Source organism: Streptomyces sp. NPDC059534 (assembly GCF_042743475.1).
Lineage (GTDB): Bacteria > Actinomycetota > Actinomycetes > Streptomycetales > Streptomycetaceae > Streptomyces.
Genome location: NZ_JBHWAQ010000027.1, coordinates 61519 through 83094 on the forward strand (window position 1 = coordinate 61519; position 21576 = coordinate 83094).

Below are 21576 nucleotides of genomic sequence, written 5' to 3' on the forward strand. Positions count from 1 at the left end.
CCCACGCCACCGAAGGGAACCCCCATGCCCACCACCGCCAACGGCCTCGACGAACTCAAGTCCCTCAGCGGAGCCGACCTCGGCCGCACCGAATGGATCGAGATCACCCAGGACCGGGTGAACACCTTCGCCGACGCCACCGACGACCACCAGTGGATCCACACCGACCCCGACAAGGCCAAGAACGGCCCCTTCGGCGGCCCCATCGCCCACGGCTACCTCACCCTCTCCCTCATCATTCCGCTCTTCGGTCAACTGCTCGACATCACCGGCACCAAGATGAGCGTCAACTACGGCCTGGACAAGGTCCGCTTCCCCAGCCCCGTCCCCGTCGGCGCGAAGATCCGCCTCCATGCCACCGTCGGCACAGTGGAGGAGGTCAAGGGCAGCGGAGTCCAGATGCCACTGACCTTCACCGTCGAGATCAACGGCAGCGACAAGCCCGCCTGCGTCGCCCACGCCATCTACCGCCACTACGCCTGACGGAGCGCGTGCCACAAGCCGAGCCACCTCACCTGCGGCATCCAACGACACACCAGCAGTCCCTCCTCCCGCTGAGCCGCATCGGGAGAGGGCCGCTGAGGCTTCGGACGCGTTGACCTGCGTGCTGGCCTTCGCCGTCTCCGCTCGCCCGTTCCACCTGGTCGCGGTCAGCAAGGCGTGCGGGGCCGACACTGAACTGCGGGGAATCGCCCAGCTGCTCGGCCGTGACCACCACCGACAGCGGTGCCTGGAGCTGGGTGACGATCAGTGCCAAGGTGTCATCACGCTGCCGGCGAGGGAAGGGTCCGTAGACCGTCGACGTACGATGCCGCCGTGGGTACGACGCGGAACAAGTTGAGCTGTGGGCTCTGTGGGCAGCCCTTTGGCGCCCAGCACGAACAGCATGGCCGTGGATCGATGGCCGGCGCGGGGAAGCGTGTGGAGTATGTGGTCATCGAGCTGCGCGGAGCCCTGGCCTACTACCAAGCCACCGCTGACCACTCTCGCACAGGCAAGACCGTTGCCGCCGGACTGGCGGAAGAGCTCGGGATCGATCTCGCAGATCTCCCCGGCTGCCGTTACACCTGCTGGGAGACGCCTGCGGAGCACGGTGTCATCGAGAGTGGCTTCGAGCTGGCCTGACACGCAACAGCACGGGACCAGCATGCGGCCGGAGCCCGCAAGAAGGGGTCCCAGCAGGTGAACCGGCAGTCCACGCCCTCGGCCGCTCCCGCGGCGGACTGACCACAGAGATCCACCGGGCCTCTGATGCTCATTGCCGGCCACTGACCTTCGCGTTCCTCGACGGCTAGGACGGTCCCGCACCAGGCCGGAGGTGGTCCTGGCCGACAAGGAGTACTCCTCCCGAGAAGACCGCGACCATCTACCTGTCCGGACCCCACATCGCGGGCATCTTCCTCTGGTCTGCCCGGTGATCCAAACGAAGCGGCATAGGGCCTGTCCGGTGGATCTTGTGGTTCGAGTGGTCGGTTCGTTGCAGTTCACCCGCCGGCTGCACTGTCAGCTCCGTTCGCTAAGGTCTGCGGCCATGACTGAGATCACAGCCGAAGCCTGGCCGGAACCCCCACTCGCAGGCACCGAGGCAGCAGCCATCCTCGGCGCCCTCGAACGCCAGCGGGCTACGCTGGCCTGGAAGTGCTCCGGCTTGGACGCCTCCGGCCTTCGCGCCACACTCGGCACGTCCACGATCACTCTGGGCGGCCTGCTCAAGCACCTGGCGCACGTGGAGGACAGTCATTTCGCCCGGCTGTGGCTAGGCTCCCCCGTCGGTGCTCCCTGGGACACAGTCGACTGGGAGAGTACTCCCGACTGGGACTACCGCTCCGCCGCCGGGGATACCCCGGAGCGACTGCTCGCTCTCTGGCAGGAATCAGTAGCCCGCTCCCGTGCCCTCGTTGGCGAGGCGCTCAGCACGGGAGGGCTGGACCAGCTCGGCGTCTACACGACCCGTAGCGGCGAACGCCCCAACCTCCGTCGGATTCTCCTTGACCTCATTGAGGAGTACGCCCGCCACGCCGGTCACGCCGACCTCATCCGTGAATCCGTCGACGGGCTCACTGGCGAGGACCCGCCGAGGTGAACCGCGGTACCTCGTGGCGGGATGGTCTGCCATCATCATGCTCGCCGCGGGGAAGGGCGAGTTCCTGCCGAGCGATCACGGCCGGAGCCACAAGCGGTAGCGGCGGTTGCGACGCGATCTGTATGCCTTGTCGCCACCGACGCGATCCGGCCGGGTGTACGGATGACCGCCCTGCGGACGGGGAACGCGGATGCGCTTCAGGACCTCGATCATCTGCGGTGCGTCGCCCCACTGTCCGGGCGTGACCAGGAAGGCCATCGGCCGGCACCCACCCTCACCGGCGAGGTGGATCTTGCAGGTCAGGCCGCCCCGGGACCGGCCGAGTCCTTCGTCGGTTCGGTGGCGCCGGGGTGTTGTCCTTTCGGGACGCGTGGCTTCCTCTTCCGGGCCCCGGCCGCGTGCTGATGGGCACGGCAGGACGTCGAGTAGACGCTGACCATGCTCCAGCCGATCCGGCCCGCGAGGTCGGCATCGGCCTGGACGGCGCGCAGGATCCGGTCCCACGTGCCGTCCGCCGACCAGCGCCGGTGCCGTTCGTAGACGGTCTTCCAGCTGCCGAACCGCTCGGGAAGGTCCCGCCAGGGCATGCCCGTTCGGACTCGGAACAGGATCCCGTTGATCACCTTGCGGTGATCGTTCCACCGTCCGTCACGCTGCCCCAACGCCGGCAAGTGCGGCTCCAGCCGGACCCATTCGGCATTCGCCAGATCACCCCGCCCCATGCCGGGAACAACGAGCCAGTAATCCGACAGTCACATGATCCGCCGGACACTGCCTAATGCTGCATCAGGAAACGGAGGACCCGTTGATGTCTGGTGGTGTGTCAGCTTGTGCTGAGTGGGTCGGTTTGCTCAGGGTCGAGCTGGTGGTCGGCCCAGATATAGCTTTCGGGAAGCAGGTCGGTGATGGGGACGGTCCGGAGGCGGTCGCCTGCTCCGACGATGACCTTCAGGGACGGGAAGTAGTCGAGCAGGACCTGGCGGCACCGGCCGCACGGAGGGACGACGCCCCGGTCGCGGTCGCCCACGGCGACGATCGTGTCCAGCTCGTAGGCGCCCTGGGCGGCTGCCGTGCCGAGGAGGACCAGCTCGGCGCAGGGGCCGCCGGTGAAGTGGTAGGCGTTCACCGCGGTGACGATCCGGCCGTCCTGGGCGCGGGCTGCGGCCGCCATGGTGTGGTTGTCGCCCCGGCAGCGCGTGCGCGCGACGTGGGCCGCGGCCTCGATGAGTTCGTGGTCGACCTGGTGAGTCTGGGAGGTCATTCTCTCTGCCTTCGTAAGGTGTCAGGCGACGTTGACCTGAGTGACGATCACGCGCAAGCGAATATCGGCTGCAGAGTGAACGTCTTGGACCGACCACCCTCGCACCTCGGCTACAGCGACTCGAAGCCGTCGGCGTTGAAGCGACGGCCTGGCTCTGCCCGGAGCCTGACCCACTCCCGGCGGCGATGGCGTTCCCCGCGTGATGACCGGGCCCGCGGTGCGACAGACTGGCGTCGTGATCGATAACGCCTTCGTGGTCGTCTCCGGCCTGCCCGCCAGCGGCAAGAGCACCCTGGCCCGCGAACTCGCGGCAGAACTGGGCTGGCCGGTCATCGACAAAGACGCGATCCTTGAATCGCTCTACGACTCCCTCGGCGTCGGCGACCACGCTTGGCGCTACCGGCTGAGCCGGGCCAGCGATGACATCCTGTTCACCCTCGCCGACCACGCCAAGCATGCAGTGCTCGACAACTGGTGGCACCACGACACCGCCCCCAACCGGCTCCACCAGCTCGGCGCGCGGATCGTCGAAGTCCACTGCGCATGTGATCCTGCCCTGGTCGCCGAGCGGTTCCAGACACGCACCCGCCACCCCGGACACCTCGATCGACACCTCACCCGTGAGGAGATCGTCGAGCGCGTCGCCACCTGGAGGGCGGCCTCGCCAGGCCCGCTCCGGCTGGGCGGCCCCGTCCTGATCACCGACACCAGCCAGACCGCCGACGTCACTGCTCTCGCCAAGGAGATCGATGCGCTGCTCTGCGCGTGGAAGCGCCGAAGTGAAAGCGCACGCCTACACCAGCCCCAACTCCTGTGAACCTTCCCGGTCGCAGCAAGAGGTACTGTCCGGCGGATCTTAAGGGCTGTCCCGTAACTGTCCTCCGAGACGGCCGCGCAGGTCCTGTCGATGGTCAGCCGCCAGGACGATCGAGGGGTAGCTCTCGTGGGGGATCCTGATCGTGCGTGCAGGCGACGCACTGTCGTTGAGGTTCGACGATGGTCAGGGTCATGCCTATGACACGTCTCGCCCTTTCGCTCGGCGACACCGAGCGCCCCGTCCCCGTCTGGGCCATCCGACTCGCCAAGGCCCTCCCGTTCGTCGTGCTGCCGCACTGCCTGTGGCGGCTGCCGTTCGCCGTCGACTTCCGTATGGGCATGATCGACTCGGCGGCCCCGGCGGCCGCTCCCTGGTGGGTTCCGTTCTACGTCGTAGGGCTCAGTGTGCTCACCGAGGCACTGGCTCTGCTCACCACCGGCTTGGTGAGCGGGTGGGGCGAGATGGTGCCGCGCTGGGTGCCGTTCATCGGCGGTCGGCGGGTGGCGCCGCTCGCAGCGGTGATCCCGGCGGTCCTGGGCGGCCTGGCACTGGTGGCGATGTTCGACCTCTACCCGCTCGCCTGGGCGGGCGTCTTGCCCGAGGTGGGGTACAGCAACGGATGGTGGATGGCCCTGGCCCGGGTGTGCATCAGCCCGGCGATGCTGTGGGGGCCGATTGTGCTGGCCCTGGCCTGGGCCTACTACCGGCGGCGCCGACCTGCATCCACCGGTTCAAGCCCCGCCACGGGGGCGAATCCTGCAGATGGATCACAACCCGATATGCACCCTAGGGGTCCCCAAACTATTGGTCACGGGTGAGATGGTCTTGGTGTGGCTCGTGTGGTGGTGTGGCTGGTGTGATCACGGCGTCTGAGCCGTCTTGGGCAAGACCCTCACGATCGCCAACGGCGGCTACTCGGCTGGTCTCGCCTGTCCGGGCCGACGCCCCGCACCCTTCCAACGGCGTGAGGCTCTCCGTACCCGTCGACGGCCGGCTACGCTCCCCGGCCGTGAGCCACGGACGCGCGCGGTCACGTGCCCACGCCCCTCGCCGTACCGCCTGATCGCCGTTCTCTTGGCGGCGTCGCGACGGCAGACTACGGGGGTGGACTCTGACCTTTACCCTGACCTGGCTGCTGCGGGCAGCCTGGCCGCAGCGCTGGCGCGGCTGGCGGCCGAACTCGGTGTCGATCTCACCGTGGTACCCGGCGATTGGGGCCCACTCGTCTCGGCCGGCATTGCCACGTCGGTGCCTGAGCGCAAGCCGCTGTCGGTTCACATCGGGGCCGAGAGCCGCTGGTTCGGGGTCTCCGGTTGGAGTCGTGGAGTGGAACTGATCACCGGAGCCACGCCCGACCTGGCGGATGTCGTCAGGGCCGGAGCGGCGTGGGGGCGGGGTGGGAGCCTGCAGGAGCTGAGGGCGGGGCTGCCGTTCCTGCACTCCAGCGAGCGCGCCGAAGCGCATGAACGCGGGCCGGCCGCGGTGGTGGAGCTGCAGTGGCGCATGATGCGGGAGCAAGCGGCCGAGGAACCGGATTTCACGGGGTTCGGCGAGCTCGTGGAAGCGGCTCATGCCGAACCGCGGCTGCGGCCGCTCTATGTCTTCTCGAGCCATTGGACGCTCGGCTTCAGCTCCTGCACTGGATACCCGTTCCGCGATGCCGTGGCCATCGTCCCGTCACACAAGGGCAGCCCCTTCCGCGTGAAGAGCCATCCGCTCTCCGACGACGTTCTCGGTGAGGCCACCACCGCCGAGGAAGTCGTCGCCCTGGCGGTGCGCCACCTCCCCGCCGATCTCGGTCCGGCCGTCGCGGGAACCGCCGAACAAGAGGGATGACAAGCGCCGACCAGGTCGGTGACCGTGACCGATCCCGGCCGGACTGGGACTGTCTGCGTGAGCGGGCCACGCAGCACCGGATGAGCGTCGTCGTGGTCCCCACGCGCGGCCACATCGGTTCCCCTGGGCCGGTGCTGGATAGCCCGGGCCTGTACGTATCGATTGCTCGCGATTGCTCGGCGGTTGCTGAACAGGATCCTGGCGGTTTGGCCGGGGCGGGCCCTACGGCATGATCGGGGAATGACCAAGATCGTGTTGATGTCAGATCCGCAGGTGGCGGCCATACCGGTCACCGAATGCGGTGAGCCCCTCGTGGACGTCCGTCGCAATGGTGCGTTGCTGGTGGATACCCGCAAGCAGGACCCGGCGGACGCCTTCGCGTACCTGCGGGAAGGCGTGCTGGAACGGCTGATCAAGGCCCAGGAACTCCTTCCGCGGGGCTTGCGGCTGCTGTTCGTCGAGGGGTACCGGCCTCCTTCCCTCCAGCGGGAGTACTTCGAGGAGTACGCCGGCCAGCTGCGCGCCGCCCAGCCCGACTGGTCCGCCGAGCAGGTCCACACGGCGGCGAGCCGCTACGTGTCACCGCCCGAGATCGCCCCGCACAGCGCGGGCGCGGCCGTCGACCTCACGCTGGCCGATGCCGACGGGTGCGAGCTGGACCTGGGTACGCGGATGAACGCGGACCCTGAGGAGAGTGCGGGCGCCTGCTACACCGATGCCCCCGGCATCAGCGAGGAGGCCCGTGCCCACCGTGAGCTCCTGGGCTCCGTGCTCACGGCCGCCGGGCTGGTGAACTACCCCACGGAGTGGTGGCACTGGTCCTACGGGGACCGCTACTGGGCTTTGAACGCGGGAGCAGCCGCGGCCCTGTACGGCCCTAAGGAGATCGGCTCACACAGCTGACCCGCAGGGTCGTCTTGTCGATCTTTCTTCGCGCTGACGCAACCGGCACCCTGTCGGAGCGCGTCGGCAGGGGGAGAGGTTCACAAGACGTTGCCCGTCGTGGCCGTGCGAGATCGAACCGCGCGGCCCGGGAGGACCAGGAGCTGTTCCATGCCGGACAAGATCACGCTGCGCCCTGTCATCGCCCACGACCTCGACGTGTGGGAGCAGGAGTTCAACGGGCCGGAGGGCTGGGGCGTCCATCAGTGGTTCGGCCATCAGTCGACTGCCGACCTGCGCCGCCGTTTCGCGGAGAACGGCCTCCTCGGCCCCGATGGCGGGCTGTTCTCCGTCGTCGAGGGCGACGTGACGGTGGGCCGGGTCAAGTGGTTCCCCGGTACCTGGGGGCCCGCCGACCTGACGAACTGGAGCCTCGCCATCGGCCTGGTGCCCTCCGCCCGTGGCCGGGGCATAGGCACCCGGGCTCAGCGGCTCCTTGCGGACTACCTGTTCGAGCACACCAGGGCCGACCGGATCCAGGCGTGGACGGACGTGGCCAACATCGCGGAGCAGCGGGCCCTTGAGAAGGCCGGCTTCGTCAAGGAGGGCGTCCTGCGCTCCGCTGTATGGCGCGGCGGACAGTGGAACGACTCGGTGATCTACTCCATGCTCCGCGCGGAGCGGCCCGTCGATGCGGCGATCTGAGAGCGGAACGCCGCACCTTCGGCAGGGCGCCGCCCCTGGCGGAAGCGCCGGCGGTGGCAGAACGACCGATCGGGCTGACGGGTCCCCGCCGTGAAGGACCCGCGCACCGAACTGCGATGGCATGACCGACAGGAGCCTGTTCGACGATGATGGGGAACGACACCAGCGTGAATCAAGACCGAGTACTCGAAGCCTTCCGCCAGGAAGCCGCGGCCCTGACCCATGCCGTGTCAGGACTCTCCCCGGCCGAGTGGAGCCTTCCGACACGCTGCACTCCCTGGAGCGTGCTCGACCTGCTCGGGCACGTATGCGTCGTGATCGACTGGCTGCCGGACATGCTGGAAGCGCCGGCGCCCGACAAGCCGGAAATCTCGGCCGCGGAGTACTACCGCCCTGACGACCGCTTCTCGCCCCGGACCAACGACACTCGGATCACATTGGCCCAGGACCGTGCGGCGCGGTCGGCCGACGGCGCCGCCTTCGCCGAGGAATTCGCCGCGACCTGGCAGCGGGTCGACCGGCTGTGCCGGGTCCAGGCTGCGGGCCGGACCGTACGAACTCGTCACGGCGACGCCATGCTCCTGTCGGAGTTCCTCCTCACTCGCGTCGTGGAGGTCGCCGTCCACGGTCTCGACCTGGCCGACGCACTCGGCCACGACCCCTGGCTCACCCCGTCCGCCGCCGACGTCGTGACGGAGCTGCTGCTCGGCGCGGATCGAACCGGGGCCGTCCCCGCCCTGGGGTGGAGCCAGGCGCGTTTCCTGCGTAAGGCCACCGGCCGGGAGACGCTGGACGAAGCGGAGGCCGAACGGATCGAACAGCTCGGCCTCCGATGGCTCGCCCTGGGCTAAGTCATCGTCTGATCTGGATAGTTGATGGCTTGGGAAACTCTGGTAGCCGGTGAGCATGTCGAAGACCGGCTACCGGGCCAGTCCTGCCGCGACGGTCAGATATTGAACAGGAAGTAGTCGTTGGTACCCGGCACCCGGAGTGCGATGGGCGTGGGATTGGCGTTCGTCATGGTGGCGGTGTTCATGTTCGCGACGTCGGAGCTCTGAAGCTGCGGTCCGGAACTGAAGGCGTGTACTTGCGGTACTGCGGTTTCGGTCAACAGCGTCCACACCTGCTGTTCCTGCTGGGGGTTGACGAAAGTGACCATGGTGTTATTTTGCAGGGGGATGGTTTGATGTCCGGACCAGTCGTATGTCTGCCCTGTGTCGACGATCCTGCTGTTTTGGCGCAACATTCGAGGCGCGCCGACTTGAATGAAATCAAGTCCCGATTGGATGGAGCTGTTGGAGTTGCCGAAGCCGACACGCAGGTTGGCCGGGGAGTTGTTCAGGGCTTTGATCAGATCGTTTGCGTGAACGTTCGCGGCGTTGAGGACCTGCACGTTGCGAGCCGGGTTCGACAAGAGCCCGTAGAGATTTGCCGCCGCATTTGTGGCATTCTGCATCTCCTGCAGATTGATCGCCAGTAGAGTTTGCGTCTGCGGAGTATTTTGGTGCCAGGTGGGGAGGGCGCCTTGATTGGGGAATATCGCCCGAATGAGACCCTCAAGGTAGCCGAAATTGTTGAAATTCGTCGTGCTCAAAGACTCGTTTACGGCAGTGATCACGCCATCCGATATGGCCTCGTACGAGATCGTGTGGCAGCGGGCTTCGTTCGCGCCTACCCGCAGCGCATTGGTGAGCGCCGAACTGAACGGGTGCCGCCCGCTCTTCACCAGCATCGTGCCGTTCACGGCGGATGCCCTCTGCACCGAGCCGGTCGCAGAGACGGGGGTAGTCCCGGCAGGATGCGCGACCTCCGCGGAGGCTGAGGGACCAGCAGCCATGGCCCGAGTCGCGTTGGCCTCGGCCTCGCGTTCGAACCGATCCGAGGGGTTGCTGATGTTGAGGCCCTGGCCGTTGTCAGTGCCCGCGACGGGCCCGGTGCGCTGCTGGATGACGTGGGTCAGCTCATGGGCGAGGGTGTGCTTGTCGGTGCCGCCCTCGCCGATGACGACGTGGCTACCGGAGGTGTAGGCGCGGGCCCCGACCTCAGCGGCCGAAGCGGTCGCGGCGGCGTCGTCGTGGAGGCGGACATCGGAGAAGTCCGCGCCAAGCCGGGCCTCCATGTCGACACGGGTCGCGTCGTCGAGGGGCCTGCCGGGGGCGCGCAGCACATCGTGGACGGCTGACCGCTGCACCGCCGCCGCACCTGATCCTGTGGTCTCGGTGGTCGTGTTCGCCTGATGGCCGCAGGCGGAGCCGTGTTGGTGCCGGTCGGGCTGGGGCTGCGCCCAGGGGTGTCCGGCCTGGCGGAGCATCTGCACCATGGCCATGTTCCCGGCGGCCTGCTGGATGCCCAGCGATACCGACCGGGACAGGGGTGAGCGAGGCGGTGGGGCCTTCGGGGAGCGGTCGGGGTCGGGGGTTCGGCCGTGTTGATGCGCCACAGGGGGCAGCCTTTCGATCGACGCGAGCGAATCCCTTCATGGCACCGGCCCCGCCCGCCGGTTCACAGAGCTCGACGGGCAACCATGCGGGCACCGCATGGTGCCCGCAGGCCCATCGGCGTCGACCCGGACCTCACGAGCGCTCTCGGGTGATCCGTACCGACGGAAAGGGCATCTCGCCTTCCCGTCACTCCGCTACGCGCATCGGCCCCCAGCCGAGCAGGTTGGGCCGAGCGGTTGCGGCTGACGACCGGGCGGGTGAGTCTGCGGGGTCAGACGAGGGCGGTGACGAGCAGGGTGAAGGCGGCGATGATGACGGCGACGCGGGCGTAGTGGTAGCGGTCCCAGCGGTTCATCTGCTCCTTCCAGTCGGCGGGCCGGTTCTCGGGGGTCCAGGTCTTGCCCTGGTCGTTGATCGGGACGAGCAGCAGGATCGACATGATCACGCTGAGGATCAGCAGTGCGCCGGCGGTGACGACGAGGCCGGTGCCGGGGTGGTTCCATCCGGCGATGGCCCAGACGGTGGTGAGGACGAGCGAGCCGATGTACCAGACCGGCATCACGGCGCCGAGCATCCGGCCCCCGTGGGAGCGGGCGAGTTGGCCACTGTCCTCGGGGAGTGCGGTGAAGATCGGGTTCATGACGAAGGCGACGGAGAACTCCACCCCCACCATCAGGCCGACGATCACGGTGGTGCAGACCTCGAGTGCGTTGAGCATGATGACCCCTCCTGGGACCTAGCGGCGCTAGGTGTTGAGGCAACGCTAGTGCTGCTGTCGCTCGGTTGTCTAGCGGTGCTAGGGTCGGATCATGTCGGTACAGGAACGCAAGCAGCGCGAACGGGCGGACCGCGAGCGCCTCATCGTGGCGACGGCCCGCGAACTCGCCGAGCAGCAGGGCTGGGACGCGGTCACCACCCGCCGGCTCGCCGAGCGCATCGAGTACAGCCAGCCCGTCCTCTACAGCCACTTCCGCGGCAAGCGGGAGATCATCGGCGCGGTCGCCCTCGAAGGCGCCGCCGAGCTGGCCGCCGCGGTGCGGGCCGCGACCTCCACGGTGGACGATCCCCGCGCCCGGGTCGCCGCCCTCGCCCACGCCTACCTCGACTTCGCCGCACGCAACCCGGCGGTCTACGACGCCATCTTCCACCTCGACGGCGGCCTGGCCTTCGCGCACGAGGACACCCCCGCACCGCTGAAGGACGCCTTCGCCGCCCTGATGGAAAGCCTCGCCGAGGTCGCCGGGGACGGCATCCACCCGGGACTGTTCACCGAGACCTTCTGGGCCGCCCTGCACGGACTGGCCACCCTGACCCGGGCACGACGACTCCCACCGGAACACACCGAACAGAGAGTACGACTCCTCGTGGACCGACTCGCCGTCACCTGACACACCACCCCGCGGGCACCCGGCCGGGAACCTGGCCCCCCGCTGCCCGCCCGCACAGGACGGAACTCGGGTGCTCCGCGTGCGCGCCCGGCCATTACTGGGCATCAGGGAACTGGGCCGTCAGCTCGACGAGTACGTAGTCCTCCGAGTCGTCGGTCGGCCCGTCGCAGGCGCAGCAGCGGAGGCGCCGACTCGCCGCGCCCGTCCACCCCGATCCGCTCTCGCCCAGAGCCATCGTCCGGTCATCGGTACACGTGGGCACGCATGGGCACATCGTCCCAGGCGCCGGAACCGGCACCGAGCCACCTTGGCCGGACGGGGAGGCCCATCCCGCCCAGGGGCGTTGGCGCCCGGCGGTACCGAACGCCCCTTCATCCCCGCGACTTTGGCGCAGAACTCACTACGATCGGGCGGCTGTGCAAAATAGGTAGACCGGTCTATTCTGCGGTCATGGTTGAAACCAAGGGAGCCAAGACCAGCCTGCGGCTGGCGGAGTCGATGCTGGAGCTGATCCAGCGGCACGGGTACAGCGGCACGGGGCTCAACATGGTGGTGGAGCACGCGGGCGCGCCGAAGGGGTCGCTCTACTTCCACTACCCCCAGGGGAAGCAGGCCCTCGGAGAGAAGGCCGTCGAACTCGCGGCGGCGCGATTCGGCTCCCTCGTGGCCGACGCGGCGGTGGAGCCGGCGACGCCGGGCGAGGTTCTGCGACGGGTGATCGACGAACTGGCCGGGATGCTCGACGAGAGCGGGTTCCAGCTGGGATGCCCGGTATCGGTGGTGACGCTGGAGATGGGTGCGGAGAGCGAACGGCTGCGAGAGGCATGCACCCAGGCTTTCGAGTCGTGGATCGCGCCGGTGAGTGAGCTGCTGATCGCCCACGGCCGTCCTCGCCCCCTCGCACGCGCCCTGGCGACCGCCATGGTGAGCATGGTGGAGGGAGCGGTGATCGTGTCGCGCGCCCAGCGGTCCACCGAGCCCCTGTACTGCGCCGCGCAGGCGATCGACGTGCTCCTGGAGCAGGGTGCGGGGGCCTCGGCATGAGCCTGGAGGGCAGACACGCGCTGGTACTGGGCGCGAGCGGTTTCATCGGACGCCATGTGGTGCTCGCGCTCGGGCAGGCGGGCGTTCGGGTGAGTACGGCGAACCGGAGTCATGCGTCCTACCAGCGGCTGGCCCGTTGGCTTGCGGGGCGCGGGCACGACCAGGCCCCGGCCGACCTCAGGGTCGACTTCACCAAGGATGCGCTGATCGAGGCCGAGTGCGACGACATCACCGAGATCTACAACTGCGCCGGTGCCTTCCGGTTCGGGATGTCGGTGGAGGAGGCGCGCCATGCCAACGTCGACAGCGTCCGCACGGTCGTCGCGTTCGCGGCGCGGCTGCCGAACCTGCGCCGCCTGGTTCAGGTCTCCGGGTACCGCGTGGGCGGGCAGGACCACGAGCCGTGGAGCGAAGAGCGCCGACGCGAGACCTACCGGACGTTGGGCGCGTACGAGGCATCCAGGGTCGAGGCGGACGCCGTCTTCCGGGACCTGGCGTCGGAGTGGAACGTGCCCTGGTCCATCGTCAACCCGGCCAGCGTCATCGGGGACAGTGCCACGGGGGAGTCCGACCAGTACCTGGGACTCGCCACCAACGTGAAAGACCTCTGGCAGGGCGCGCTTCCCGCGCTGCCGGGCAGCGGGCGAACGTTCGTCCCCGTGGTCGCGGCCGACTACCTCGCCCGGTTCATGGCTCTGCTGCCGATGGACGCGGCCACCGAGCGCACCGCGTACTGGCTGCTGGACGACGACACTCCCGCGTTGCCCGACCTGCTCACGCTCACAGCGGAGCACTACGGCGTCAAGGCACCCCGGACCCGGGTTCCGGTGCCCTTGCTCAAGCGGCTTCCCCGTCGGCTCACCAAGGCCGATCCGGAGACTCTGACGTTCCTCTCCGCCGACCGCTACCCGACCGAATCGGCCCACGCCTTCGCCGCCCGGCACCGGCTGGCCATGCCGGACACCGCCACGACCATCCGCCGCTGGGCCGACCACCTCGCCGCCCACCGTTTCGGCGACGCTCCCGCAGGTGACAGACGGTTCACCATGGCCGGTGGAATCCGCACGTTCGAACTGGGTGAGCCAGGTGCCCCCACGCTGGTGCTGCCCGGTCTGCCGGTCAACGCCGACACCTGGGCACCGGTCGTCGCAGCGCTCAGGCACGCCCGCGCCGTCGACCTGCCGGGTCTGGGCATGAGCACCGGGCGCCATGACGACTGGCCGTCATGGCTGAGCGCTTTGGTGACCGAGACCGGCGCCCGTCATCTGGTGGGCCACTCCATCGGTGCCGCAGCCGCCGTCGAAGCCGCGACCGCCCACCCCCATGCGGTGGATCAACTCACGCTCGTGTCACCGTTCTTCCTCCAGGCGCACCCGCCCCGCACCGCCAAGCTGGCACTCCTCACCCGCCGGTACCTGCGCCGGACGACTCCCGCGGCTCTGGCCGCGAGGCTTGCGGGCGACACGAGCCACGCGACCGCGCTGCAGTCGTCCGTCGCCGATCTCCGTCGCGGTGCCGTCGCCGCCACCGCCGCGCGGCTCCTGGCCTCCTCGGGGAACACGCAGTGGCGCGCAGATCTGCACGCCAAGCTGCAGCGCTACCCAGGGCGCGTCCACATCATCGTGGGCTCCCGTGATCCGCTCACCGCCGAAGGGCAGTCCCTGCTGGGATCCCTTCCGCACGCCACCGTGACCGTCATCGCCGGCGCGGGGCACCACCCCCAGCTGACACACCCGGCGGACGTCGCTCAGGCCATCGGCGAGACCTCTCTTCATCCGCGGGGAGAACACGGCGTCAGAGCGGCACAGGGCGACCTGCGGTGACGAGCAGTCACGCGCCGGGAGCCGCCGGCTGAAATCGGCGGCCGTCCAGTGCCCACCGGGGCTGACTGAAAAGTCAGCCCCGGTGTCGTTCTTTCGGAAGGCGGTGCCGGCATCGACGTTACGACCACCTGGACCCGCGGCCCGCCCCATGCCCTGTCGGCCTGATCTGTAGACGTAGAGTCATCACATTTCAGGCAATAGCGGAAAAATGAAGGGCGAGGTCGGGCGGGTCCCGCACTGCATCCCGTGGGATCGAGCCCGCAGGTAAAGGGTTCAGGAATCTTGACTGAATTTTCAGTCCAGGCCAGGATGTGCGACGCACCTTCCCGTCCCTCATCAAGGAACTTCCATGGCCACGCCCCTCACCTCTCGACGCCGCCTTCTCCAATTCGGTGCGACCGCCGTGCCGCTGGCCGCTCTCGGCTCGGCGCTGCCCGCGAACGCCGTGGCGGCCACCGCCGCATCGAGCGCCACCCTGCGGATTCCCGCGGAGACCGACCCTCACGTGCGTACCTTCATGGCCTGGCCGGCGCTGTCGTCGGTCTGGTCCACGCAGCTCGGCGGAGTTCGCAACGACATCGCGCGCATCGCCTACGCCATCTCCCGTTTCGAGCCGGTCGTCATACTGGCGCGCCCCTCGCAGGCCGCCGATGCCCGGTACATCTGCGGCTCCGGGGCCTCCTACCCGATCGACGTCGTCGAGATAGCCAACGACGACCTCTGGATCCGCGACTTCGGCCCCACCTTCGTCGTCGCGCCCGGCGCCATCGGTGGTGTGGACACCAACTTCAACGGTTGGGGCAAGACGGGCACGAGCTACTACCAGCCCTTCGCCAACGACGCGGTGGCGGCCACGACGCTGCTGGGCCAGTACGGCGTGAACAGGATCCAGGCCCCGTTCGTCGGAGAGGGCGGCTCGCTGGAGACCGACGGTCACGGCACCCTGATGGCGACGATCAGCTCTCTCGTGAACAGCAACCGGAACCCCGGCATGACCCAGGACCAGGTGGAGCAGTCGCTCAAGTGGGCCCTCGGTGTCGACAAGGTCATCTGGGTCCCCGGACTGGCCGGACAGGACATCACGGACTGTCACATCGACTGCCTCGCGCGCTTCGTCGCGCCCGGCCAGGTGATCCTCGACCAGCCCGGCCCCGGCGCCAGCAGCAAGTGGGTCGCCGTCTACAACGAGACCAAGAAGGTCCTGCAGAGCGCCACCGACGCCCAGGGGCGCCGACTGGCCATCACGGAGCTCCCCGGCCCCGACCGGCGGTACATCCGAGGCAGGGGCACGGACTTCCTCTCCAGCTACACGAACTACTACACCGTGAACGGCGCGCTCCTCGTGCCCCAGTTCGGCGACAGCTACGCCGACGACGTGGCCTACGGCATCCTGCGGGCCGCGTATCCCGGCCGGACTGTCGTCCAGGTCAAGATCGACAACATCGCCAGCGGCGGCGGTGGCATCCACTGCGCCACCCAGTCCCAGCCGGCCGTACCTCCCGTGGCCTGACCCGCGGACGCCGGACCACGTGGGTGGTCACCGACCCCTCTGCGGTGACCACCCACCCGGTGTGGCCGGTCATGCCGCGGCCGTGCGCGAGGACGAGCAGGCTTCCGAACGCGACACCTCCCAGGAACAGGCGATTCGGCGTCGTCCTCGGAGTTCCGTGGCACGCCTGGGGCACGCCGGCCGGCTCCGAAGCGATGGCCAGGCCGCCCCAGGCGATGGCCGCACCCGCCACCACCGCTCAGTGAGTGGTCACGGGGTCTCGTCCTTGAGCCAGTCCGGTGTACGGAATCCTCCGCCGCCGTACATCGGGAGCTTCACCGACTCCCCGTAGCGGGCCAGCTGGCGCCAGGGGCGGTTGATGCCCGCGGAGCCGTAGCGCCGTACTCGGGTGACGGCGTCCAGATCGAGCACGTCGACGAGGATCTCCTCGCCGGGGCCGGCCTGTTGGCGCACGATGCCCTCGGGGTCGACGACGGTGCTCTGCCCGACCCCGGCAGGGTCGCCGGCGTTGACGTTGACGACGTAGACCTGGTTGGTCCAGGCGTTGGCACGCGCGCAGACCAGTTCCATCTCCCGGTCGCGGGTGGGGGTCAGGGTCGGCTGGATGACGACCTCCGCTCCCAGCCAGGCGAGCTGGCGGACCGTCTCGGGGAAGGAGCCGTCGTAGCAGATGGCCAGGCCGACGCGGCCGGTGCCGGGGATGTCGAAGACGGTGAACTCGTTCCCCGGGGTGGTCTTCTCGTACGGTTGCCAAGGGAAGACCTTGCGGTAGCGGGCGACGATCCCGCCCTCCGGCGAGACCGCGAGGGCGGTGTTGTAGAGGGATCCGTCCTCGGCGCGCTCGTACACGCTCCCCGGGACCAGCCACAGTCCGGTCTCCACGGCCAAGGCGCAGATCCGGTCGGTGAGCGGGCCCGGGATCGTCACGGCGGCCTGTTCCGTCCAGTCGTCGTCGGCGGCCGGCTGGAGGAGGGAGCCTTCCGCGGCGAGCAGCAGCTCGGGGACGACCACGAGTTGTACGTGGGGGAACAGGTCGCGTGTGGTGCGGACCTGGTCGGCGAAGCGTTGCCAGCTCGCGTCGAGGTCGCCGGGTACGGGCGTGGTCTGGACGGCGGCGATGGCGAGTGTGCGCATGGGTGTCAGTCCTCGGTGATGGTGAGTTCGGCCACGGTGGTGCGGCCGTCGCGGAAGAAGCGGTGGAAGCGGGTGCGGGCGACGGCCAGGGCCAGCGCTCCACCGGCGAGGGAGCCGGCGCCGAGGAGGAAGACTCCGCCGATGCCGTGGAAGGAGGTGCTGCCGTAGGCCGGGTCGTACATGTCGTGGGCGCTGCGGGCGAAGGCGGCCAGCATCATCAGCCCGCCGAGCAGGGGCAGGATTCCGCGGAGCAGCAGGTCGCGGAGCGAGTTCCGTAGTCGTCCCCGGAAGTACCAGACGCAGGCGAGGGCGGTGGTGCCGTAGTAGCAGGCGATGAGCAGCCCGATGCACAGGATCGCGTCGCCGAGGAAGTCGGTGGAGACGAGCGTGAGCAGGACGAGCAGGCAGGCGGCCGTCGCCCCGGCGAAGAGAGTCCCGAAGCCGGGGGTGCGGTGGCGGGGATGGACGCGGGCGAACGCGGACGGCAGGGCGCCGTGGGCGGCCATGGACAGGGTGCCGCGGGAGGAGCCGACGAGGCTGGTGAGCAGGGCGGAGACGGCGGAGACACAGACGGCGAGCTGCATCACCTTGGCCATCGCCGTGCCGAGGACCGGAGGGGCGAGCGTGGCCAGGACGTCGGCGGCGTTGTCGGGGTTGCCGAGCCCGGTGCCGCCGGTGCCGGTTCCGGCGAAGCCGATGGCCGCGAAGGCCGTGAACAGGTAGGTGCCCAGCAGGACGAGGGTGGAGATGACGGCGGCCTGTCCGGCGACACGTTCTCCGTCGCGCGTCTCCTCGTTCGCGGTGATCAGTGCGTCCCAGCCCCAGTAGATGAACAGGCACAGCATCACCGCTTCGGCGAACGGGCCGAAACCGGAGAAGGCGAAGGGGTTGAGCCAACCCAGGGACGGGGTGACGGCGCCGTGGCGGGCCAGGGCGGCGGCGCCGAAGCCGAGCAGGGCGACCAGCTGCAGTCCGAGCAGTACGTACTGGACGGATGCCGAAAGATGCAGGCCCCGGTAGGCGACCGAGGTCACCGCCGCCAGCAGGGCCACCGCGGTGAGCGTCACGGCGAGGCCGCTGTCGGCGAGGGGGTGCAGGCCGAGCAGGTGGAGCAGGTAGGTCGCGCCGACCTGGGAGAGAGCTGTCATCGCGATGTACGTGGCGACCTGCACCACCCAGCCGCCGGTGAGCCAGCCGGTCAGCGGTCCGAACGCTCGCGTGGTCCACACGAAGGTGGTGCCGCAGTCCGGCATCTCGCGGTTCAGCTCACGGAAGGCGAACGCGGTGAGCAGGATCGGGACGAAGCCCAGGAGCAGTGCGGCCGGCGCGAGGTCCCCCACCGCCAGGGTCACGAAGCCGAGGGTGATGGCGATGCTGTACGCCGGGGCGACGCAGGAGAGTCCGAGGGTGACGGAGGCGAGCAGGCCCACCGAACCCCTGCGCAGCCCCTTGTCGGGGGCGGGCGCGGGCCCGGTTCTGGCCTCGGCGTCGGTCGGGTTGGGCATGGTGCCTCCGTGGGCCGCAGGTTTGTTAAACGCAGATTTAAGACATGGGCTGTTCGATGGTCAAGGGATGGCGAGCTACTGTTAAATTCAGATGCAACAGAACGATGAGAGGAGCGGCGTGGCCGCGAGGAAGGGCAGCAACAAGGAGGCCCGCCGGGCCGAGCTCGGCAAGGCGGTGGGGCGCGCCCTGGTGGCACGCGGGCTGGAGGGCCTGCGTCTGCGTGACGTCGCGGAGGAGGCGGGGGTCACTCCCGCCGCGGTGCTCTACTACGGCGACCTGGACGCCCTGGTCCACGCGGCCTATCAGCAGGCGATCGAGCGCTACAGCCAGGAACGCGAAGAGGCTGCGAACCGCTTCGCCGACGCGCGCCTGAAACTCGAGGCGTGCATCGACAGGGGGGTCGCCAGCGGGCCCGACGACACGCTGACCCGGCTGCTCTTCGAGTACTGGCCCCGCTGCCTGCGCGACGCCAAGGCCGCAGCCCTCGACAGCGCACTGACGGAACGCCAGATCGCCGTCTACTCCGGCATTCTCCTCCTGGGGCAGGCCCAGGGGCACTTCACACTGCAGGACCCGCCCCGGATGCTGGCCGCCAGCTTCGTCGCCATGGAGGACGGCTACCAGATGGAAGTCCTCGCGGGCCGCCGCTCCCGCGCCGAAGTCATTACGGCCCTGCACGCCTACGCCCGAGCGGTCACGGGCCACGACCTGACCGATCACGCCTGAGGCCGGCCGGCGGGCGCGTCGGGCGCCGCTCGCCGGCACCCGGGCGAACGTGTTCGTTACGATCAGGGGATGACTGCGAGTAGAGAGCCGATCAGCCGCCGGGAGCGTCCGGCGAAGCCCGCCCTCTCGCGGCGGTGGATCGTGGACACCGCCGTGCGGATCATGCGCGCCGAGGGGCTGGAGAAGGTCACCATGCGCCGCCTGGCCAAGGAGCTCGACACCGGTCCGGCCTCGCTGTACGTGTACGTGGCCAACACCGCCGAACTGCACGCGGCCGTGCTGGACGCCCTGCTGGGCGAGGTCGACCTGACCGGCGGCAGCGCCGGGGACGGCTGGCGCGAGCGGCTCCGCGCCGTACTGGCCTCCTACACCGCCGTACTCTTCGCCCACCCGCAGCTCGCCCGGTCGGCTCTCGTGGCGCGCCCCAGCGGCGAGAACTACCTGCGGCTGGTGGAACGCGTCCTGGACCTGCTGGCCCGCAGCGGAGCCTCCCGCGAGCAGGTCGCCTGGGGCGTCGACAAGCTGCTCCAGGACGCCACGGCCACGGCCGCCGAGCAGTCGGCGCAGGAGCACGACCCCATGGCCGAGGACGACTGGAACGCCACCACCAGAGCCCTGCGGTCCGTGGACGAGGCCAGCCATCCGGCCATCAAGGCGCACATGCCCGCACTGGTCAGCGGCTCGCCCGGCGACCGCATGGGCTGGAGCTTCGACGTGCTGATCAACGGCATCACGCACACCTCCGTACCCGGCGCGAAGGGCTGAAGCCACCCCGCCTGAAGCTTGGCGGCCCGCCGCCCGGCGCCTTCACCCGGCGCTTCCGTCGGGGTCTGGTGGGTCGGCATGCACTGCTACGAACTTGTTCGGGACGAACATGTTCGTTACGGTTGGAGGTGTCCGGTCAGGTCGCCGCGCGACCGAGCCGTCCGCCGCCGTCCGCCGCCCTCCGGGGCGGTCTGCCCTCCGGGCGCCCTCCGGCGCCCTCCGCCGCGACGAGCGGTGCCGGCTCCGCACCCCTTCCCCGGGCCGCGCGCTTCGTGCGCACTCGGCCAGTCACCTGGAGGCCCCCATGAGCACCCATCACCCCATCGCGATCATCGGCGGAGGTCTCGGCGGCCTCACCGCCGCCCGCGTCCTGCACGTCCACGGCATCCAGCCCGCCCTCTTCGAACGGGAGGCGTCCGCCGCGGCCCGCACCCAGGGCGGCATGCTCGACATCCACGAGGAGAACGGCCAGAAGGCGCTCCACGCCGCCTGCCTCCACGAGGACTTCCTGAACATCGTCCACAAGGGCGGTCAGGCGATGCGCCTGGTCGGCCCGGACGCCACCGTCCACGTCTCCGAGAAGGACGACGGCACCGGCGGCCGCCCGGAGGTGGACCGTGGCGACCTGCGCGACCTGCTGCTGAACTCGCTGCCCGACGGCACGATCCACTGGGGCAGGAAGGTCACCGGCGCCCGGGCCCTGGGCGACGGCCGCCACGAGGTGACATTCGCCGACGGCTCCGCTCTCACCACCGACCTTCTGATCGGTGCCGACGGCGCCTGGTCCCGCGTGAGGCCGCTGCTCTCCGACGCCACGCCCACCTACACCGGCATCTCCTTCGCCGAAGCCGATCTCCACGACGCCGATGCCCGTCACCCACGCAGCGCCGCCGTCATCGGAGACGGGTTCTTCATCAGCCTGGGCGGCCAGTGCGGCTTCCTCGCGCACCGCGAGACCGACGGCAGCCTCCACGTCTACGCCGCCGTGAGGGCGGAGGAGGGCTGGCTCGACACCGTCGACTTCACCGGTCCCGCCGACGCCAAGGCCGGTGTCCTCGCCCGCTTCGACGGCTGGCACGAGGACCTGCGCGCCCTGATCGCCGACGCGGACACGATCACCCCGCGCCGCATCCACGCCCTGCCCGTCGGACACCGCTGGGAGCGGACCGCGGGCGTCACGCTCCTCGGAGACGCCGCCCACCTGATGTCCCCCTTTGCCGGCGAGGGCGCCAACCTGGCCATGCTCGACGGCGCCGAACTCGCTGAGGCCGTCGCCGCCCACCCCGGCGACACCGAGGCCGCGCTGACCTCCTATGAGCAGGCCCTCTTCCCTCGCAGCGAGGCGTCCGCCGCCGAGTCCGCCGCCGGCCTGGAGACGATGTTCGGCGACCACGGGCTTGAGCGGATGATCGAGTTCTTCACTTCCGGACCGGCGGCCCACTGACCGCCACGGACAACACCCCCGACACCGACCAGTGCTGTGCCTTCCGTCTGCTCCTGCCCGACTCGACGACCGCCCCGGTGGGCCACCCCGATGAGGCTCACCACGATCCGCATCACACGTGACCGCACGACAGCGGCCCGCATCGACAAGAAGCACCGCCCGCATCGACAAGAAGCACCTCACCCTCCTGCGTACCGCCCTCCGAACGGGC

21 protein-coding genes and 3 pseudogenes are annotated in these 21576 nt (G+C 69.4%); 17 read left to right on the plus strand and 7 right to left on the minus strand.

The genetic code is table 11. From position 1 onward, the window contains the following. Window positions 1-24: 24 nt before the first annotated feature. The 4 genes and pseudogenes from ACFVZH_RS28385 (at window position 25) to ACFVZH_RS28400 (ending at window position 2083) form a co-directional block, all read left to right on the plus strand. Window positions 25-483, plus strand: a complete 459-nt coding sequence (locus ACFVZH_RS28385) for a MaoC family dehydratase (protein ID WP_384901583.1) — start codon at window positions 25-27, stop codon at window positions 481-483. 333 nt (window positions 484-816) lie between these two features. Continuing rightward, window positions 817-1125, plus strand: coding sequence for a hypothetical protein (locus tag ACFVZH_RS28390; protein WP_384901585.1), 309 nt, complete (start codon window positions 817-819; stop codon window positions 1123-1125). Between the two features lie 18 nt (window positions 1126-1143). Further along, window positions 1144-1369 (plus strand): annotated as a pseudogene (locus ACFVZH_RS28395) (IS5/IS1182 family transposase); the annotation flags it as partial. Between the two features lie 162 nt (window positions 1370-1531). Then, complete coding sequence (locus tag ACFVZH_RS28400) at window positions 1532-2083, plus strand: DinB family protein (RefSeq protein ID WP_384901587.1); 552 nt, start codon at window positions 1532-1534, stop codon at window positions 2081-2083. A 96-nt stretch (window positions 2084-2179) separates the two neighbouring features. Here ACFVZH_RS28400 and ACFVZH_RS28405 read toward each other — a convergent pair. Next, a pseudogene (locus tag ACFVZH_RS28405) lies at window positions 2180-2805 on the minus strand (IS5 family transposase); the annotation flags it as partial. A 101-nt stretch (window positions 2806-2906) separates the two neighbouring features. Then, window positions 2907-3344, minus strand: a complete 438-nt coding sequence (locus ACFVZH_RS28410; RefSeq protein ID WP_384901589.1) for a cytidine deaminase — start codon at window positions 3342-3344, stop codon at window positions 2907-2909. Between the two features lie 235 nt (window positions 3345-3579). On the opposite strand from ACFVZH_RS28410, the gene ACFVZH_RS28415 reads away from it, so the two are divergent. The 6 genes from ACFVZH_RS28415 to ACFVZH_RS28440 all read left to right on the plus strand — a co-directional run bounded on the left by ACFVZH_RS28415 (window position 3580) and on the right by ACFVZH_RS28440 (window position 8435). Then, a complete protein-coding gene (locus ACFVZH_RS28415) occupies window positions 3580-4161 on the plus strand; it encodes an AAA family ATPase (protein ID WP_384901591.1) in 582 nt (193 codons plus the stop codon). Between the two features lie 191 nt (window positions 4162-4352). Next, the gene (locus tag ACFVZH_RS28420) at window positions 4353-4979 is read left to right on the plus strand and encodes a hypothetical protein (protein WP_384901593.1); all 627 of its coding nucleotides are present in this window, start codon (window positions 4353-4355) and stop codon (window positions 4977-4979) included. A 286-nt stretch (window positions 4980-5265) separates the two neighbouring features. Continuing rightward, window positions 5266-5997 carry a DUF6193 family natural product biosynthesis protein gene (locus tag ACFVZH_RS28425; RefSeq protein ID WP_384901595.1) on the plus strand — a complete coding sequence of 244 codons (732 nt, stop codon included), beginning with the start codon at window positions 5266-5268 and terminating at the stop codon, window positions 5995-5997. A gap of 240 nt (window positions 5998-6237) precedes the next feature. Continuing rightward, a complete protein-coding gene (locus tag ACFVZH_RS28430; RefSeq protein ID WP_384901597.1) occupies window positions 6238-6900 on the plus strand; it encodes a M15 family metallopeptidase in 663 nt (220 codons plus the stop codon). Between the two features lie 150 nt (window positions 6901-7050). Continuing rightward, window positions 7051-7584: a GNAT family N-acetyltransferase gene (locus ACFVZH_RS28435; RefSeq protein WP_384901599.1), complete on the plus strand. Its 534-nt coding sequence runs from the start codon at window positions 7051-7053 to the stop codon at window positions 7582-7584. A gap of 167 nt (window positions 7585-7751) precedes the next feature. Next, window positions 7752-8435 carry a maleylpyruvate isomerase N-terminal domain-containing protein gene (locus ACFVZH_RS28440; RefSeq protein WP_384901601.1) on the plus strand — a complete coding sequence of 228 codons (684 nt, stop codon included), beginning with the start codon at window positions 7752-7754 and terminating at the stop codon, window positions 8433-8435. A gap of 962 nt (window positions 8436-9397) precedes the next feature. Here ACFVZH_RS28440 and ACFVZH_RS28445 read toward each other — a convergent pair. Next, window positions 9398-9910: pseudogene (locus tag ACFVZH_RS28445) on the minus strand (DUF4157 domain-containing protein); the annotation flags it as partial. A gap of 386 nt (window positions 9911-10296) precedes the next feature. After that, on the minus strand, window positions 10297-10743 hold the full coding sequence (locus ACFVZH_RS28450) for an anthrone oxygenase family protein (RefSeq protein ID WP_384901603.1): 447 nt from the start codon (window positions 10741-10743) through the stop codon (window positions 10297-10299). Between the two features lie 91 nt (window positions 10744-10834). Between ACFVZH_RS28450 and ACFVZH_RS28455 the strand changes: the two genes are divergently transcribed. After that, the gene (locus ACFVZH_RS28455; protein ID WP_384901604.1) at window positions 10835-11413 is read left to right on the plus strand and encodes a TetR/AcrR family transcriptional regulator; all 579 of its coding nucleotides are present in this window, start codon (window positions 10835-10837) and stop codon (window positions 11411-11413) included. A gap of 94 nt (window positions 11414-11507) precedes the next feature. Here the strand turns inward: ACFVZH_RS28455 and ACFVZH_RS28460 are convergent, their stop codons facing one another. After that, window positions 11508-11648 (minus strand): hypothetical protein, encoded by a 141-nt coding sequence (locus ACFVZH_RS28460; protein ID WP_384901606.1) that lies wholly within the window; start codon window positions 11646-11648, stop codon window positions 11508-11510. Window positions 11649-11863: 215 nt separating this feature from the next. Here ACFVZH_RS28460 and ACFVZH_RS28465 point away from each other — a divergent pair, with 215 nt between their 5' ends. From ACFVZH_RS28465 to ACFVZH_RS28475, 3 genes are all read left to right on the plus strand, one after another. After that, window positions 11864-12457, plus strand: a complete 594-nt coding sequence (locus tag ACFVZH_RS28465; protein ID WP_384901608.1) for a TetR/AcrR family transcriptional regulator — start codon at window positions 11864-11866, stop codon at window positions 12455-12457. After that, window positions 12454-14280: an alpha/beta fold hydrolase gene (locus ACFVZH_RS28470; RefSeq protein WP_384901609.1), complete on the plus strand. Its 1827-nt coding sequence runs from the start codon at window positions 12454-12456 to the stop codon at window positions 14278-14280. Before ACFVZH_RS28465 ends, ACFVZH_RS28470 begins: the two co-directional genes overlap by 4 nt. Before the next feature lie 349 nt (window positions 14281-14629). Continuing rightward, window positions 14630-15790 carry an agmatine/peptidylarginine deiminase gene (locus tag ACFVZH_RS28475; protein ID WP_384901611.1) on the plus strand — a complete coding sequence of 387 codons (1161 nt, stop codon included), beginning with the start codon at window positions 14630-14632 and terminating at the stop codon, window positions 15788-15790. Window positions 15791-16039: 249 nt separating this feature from the next. On the opposite strand, the gene ACFVZH_RS28480 is transcribed toward ACFVZH_RS28475, so the two are convergent. Both ACFVZH_RS28480 and ACFVZH_RS28485 read right to left on the minus strand, forming a co-directional pair. Beyond that, on the minus strand, window positions 16040-16924 hold the full coding sequence (locus ACFVZH_RS28480) for a carbon-nitrogen hydrolase family protein (protein WP_384901613.1): 885 nt from the start codon (window positions 16922-16924) through the stop codon (window positions 16040-16042). Window positions 16925-16929: 5 nt separating this feature from the next. Further along, window positions 16930-18429 carry an APC family permease gene (locus ACFVZH_RS28485; RefSeq protein ID WP_384901615.1) on the minus strand — a complete coding sequence of 500 codons (1500 nt, stop codon included), beginning with the start codon at window positions 18427-18429 and terminating at the stop codon, window positions 16930-16932. A gap of 118 nt (window positions 18430-18547) precedes the next feature. On the opposite strand from ACFVZH_RS28485, the gene ACFVZH_RS28490 reads away from it, so the two are divergent. From ACFVZH_RS28490 to ACFVZH_RS28500, 3 genes are all read left to right on the plus strand, one after another. Continuing rightward, complete coding sequence (locus tag ACFVZH_RS28490) at window positions 18548-19156, plus strand: TetR/AcrR family transcriptional regulator (RefSeq protein WP_384901617.1); 609 nt, start codon at window positions 18548-18550, stop codon at window positions 19154-19156. Between the two features lie 69 nt (window positions 19157-19225). Continuing rightward, entirely contained in the window at window positions 19226-19921 is a 696-nt protein-coding gene (locus ACFVZH_RS28495; RefSeq protein WP_384901619.1) for a TetR/AcrR family transcriptional regulator, read from the plus strand. 304 nt (window positions 19922-20225) lie between these two features. Further along, window positions 20226-21365 (plus strand): FAD-dependent oxidoreductase, encoded by a 1140-nt coding sequence (locus ACFVZH_RS28500; protein WP_384901620.1) that lies wholly within the window; start codon window positions 20226-20228, stop codon window positions 21363-21365. Window positions 21366-21576 lie beyond the last annotated feature (211 nt).

Excerpts from the sequence above, each read along its gene's own strand:
- ACFVZH_RS28475 (WP_384901611.1), top strand. The coding sequence starts at position 14,630 with ATGGCCACGCCCCTCACCTCTCGACGCCGCCTTCTCCAATTCGGTGCG.
- ACFVZH_RS28400 (WP_384901587.1), top strand. The coding sequence starts at position 1,532 with ATGACTGAGATCACAGCCGAAGCCTGGCCGGAACCCCCACTCGCAGGC.
- ACFVZH_RS28420 (WP_384901593.1), top strand. The coding sequence starts at position 4,353 with ATGCCTATGACACGTCTCGCCCTTTCGCTCGGCGACACCGAGCGCCCC.
- ACFVZH_RS28500 (WP_384901620.1), top strand. The coding sequence starts at position 20,226 with ATGAGCACCCATCACCCCATCGCGATCATCGGCGGAGGTCTCGGCGGC.
- ACFVZH_RS28460 (WP_384901606.1), bottom strand. The coding sequence starts at position 11,648 with ATGGCTCTGGGCGAGAGCGGATCGGGGTGGACGGGCGCGGCGAGTCGG.
- ACFVZH_RS28480 (WP_384901613.1), bottom strand. The coding sequence starts at position 16,924 with ATGCGCACACTCGCCATCGCCGCCGTCCAGACCACGCCCGTACCCGGC.
- ACFVZH_RS28470 (WP_384901609.1), top strand. The coding sequence starts at position 12,454 with ATGAGCCTGGAGGGCAGACACGCGCTGGTACTGGGCGCGAGCGGTTTC.
- ACFVZH_RS28435 (WP_384901599.1), top strand. The coding sequence starts at position 7,051 with ATGCCGGACAAGATCACGCTGCGCCCTGTCATCGCCCACGACCTCGAC.
- ACFVZH_RS28495 (WP_384901619.1), top strand. The coding sequence starts at position 19,226 with ATGACTGCGAGTAGAGAGCCGATCAGCCGCCGGGAGCGTCCGGCGAAG.
- ACFVZH_RS28430 (WP_384901597.1), top strand. The coding sequence starts at position 6,238 with ATGACCAAGATCGTGTTGATGTCAGATCCGCAGGTGGCGGCCATACCG.
- ACFVZH_RS28485 (WP_384901615.1), bottom strand. The coding sequence starts at position 18,429 with ATGCCCAACCCGACCGACGCCGAGGCCAGAACCGGGCCCGCGCCCGCC.
- ACFVZH_RS28465 (WP_384901608.1), top strand. The coding sequence starts at position 11,864 with ATGGTTGAAACCAAGGGAGCCAAGACCAGCCTGCGGCTGGCGGAGTCG.
- ACFVZH_RS28455 (WP_384901604.1), top strand. The coding sequence starts at position 10,835 with ATGTCGGTACAGGAACGCAAGCAGCGCGAACGGGCGGACCGCGAGCGC.
- ACFVZH_RS28410 (WP_384901589.1), bottom strand. The coding sequence starts at position 3,344 with ATGACCTCCCAGACTCACCAGGTCGACCACGAACTCATCGAGGCCGCG.
- ACFVZH_RS28385 (WP_384901583.1), top strand. The coding sequence starts at position 25 with ATGCCCACCACCGCCAACGGCCTCGACGAACTCAAGTCCCTCAGCGGA.
- ACFVZH_RS28450 (WP_384901603.1), bottom strand. The coding sequence starts at position 10,743 with ATGCTCAACGCACTCGAGGTCTGCACCACCGTGATCGTCGGCCTGATG.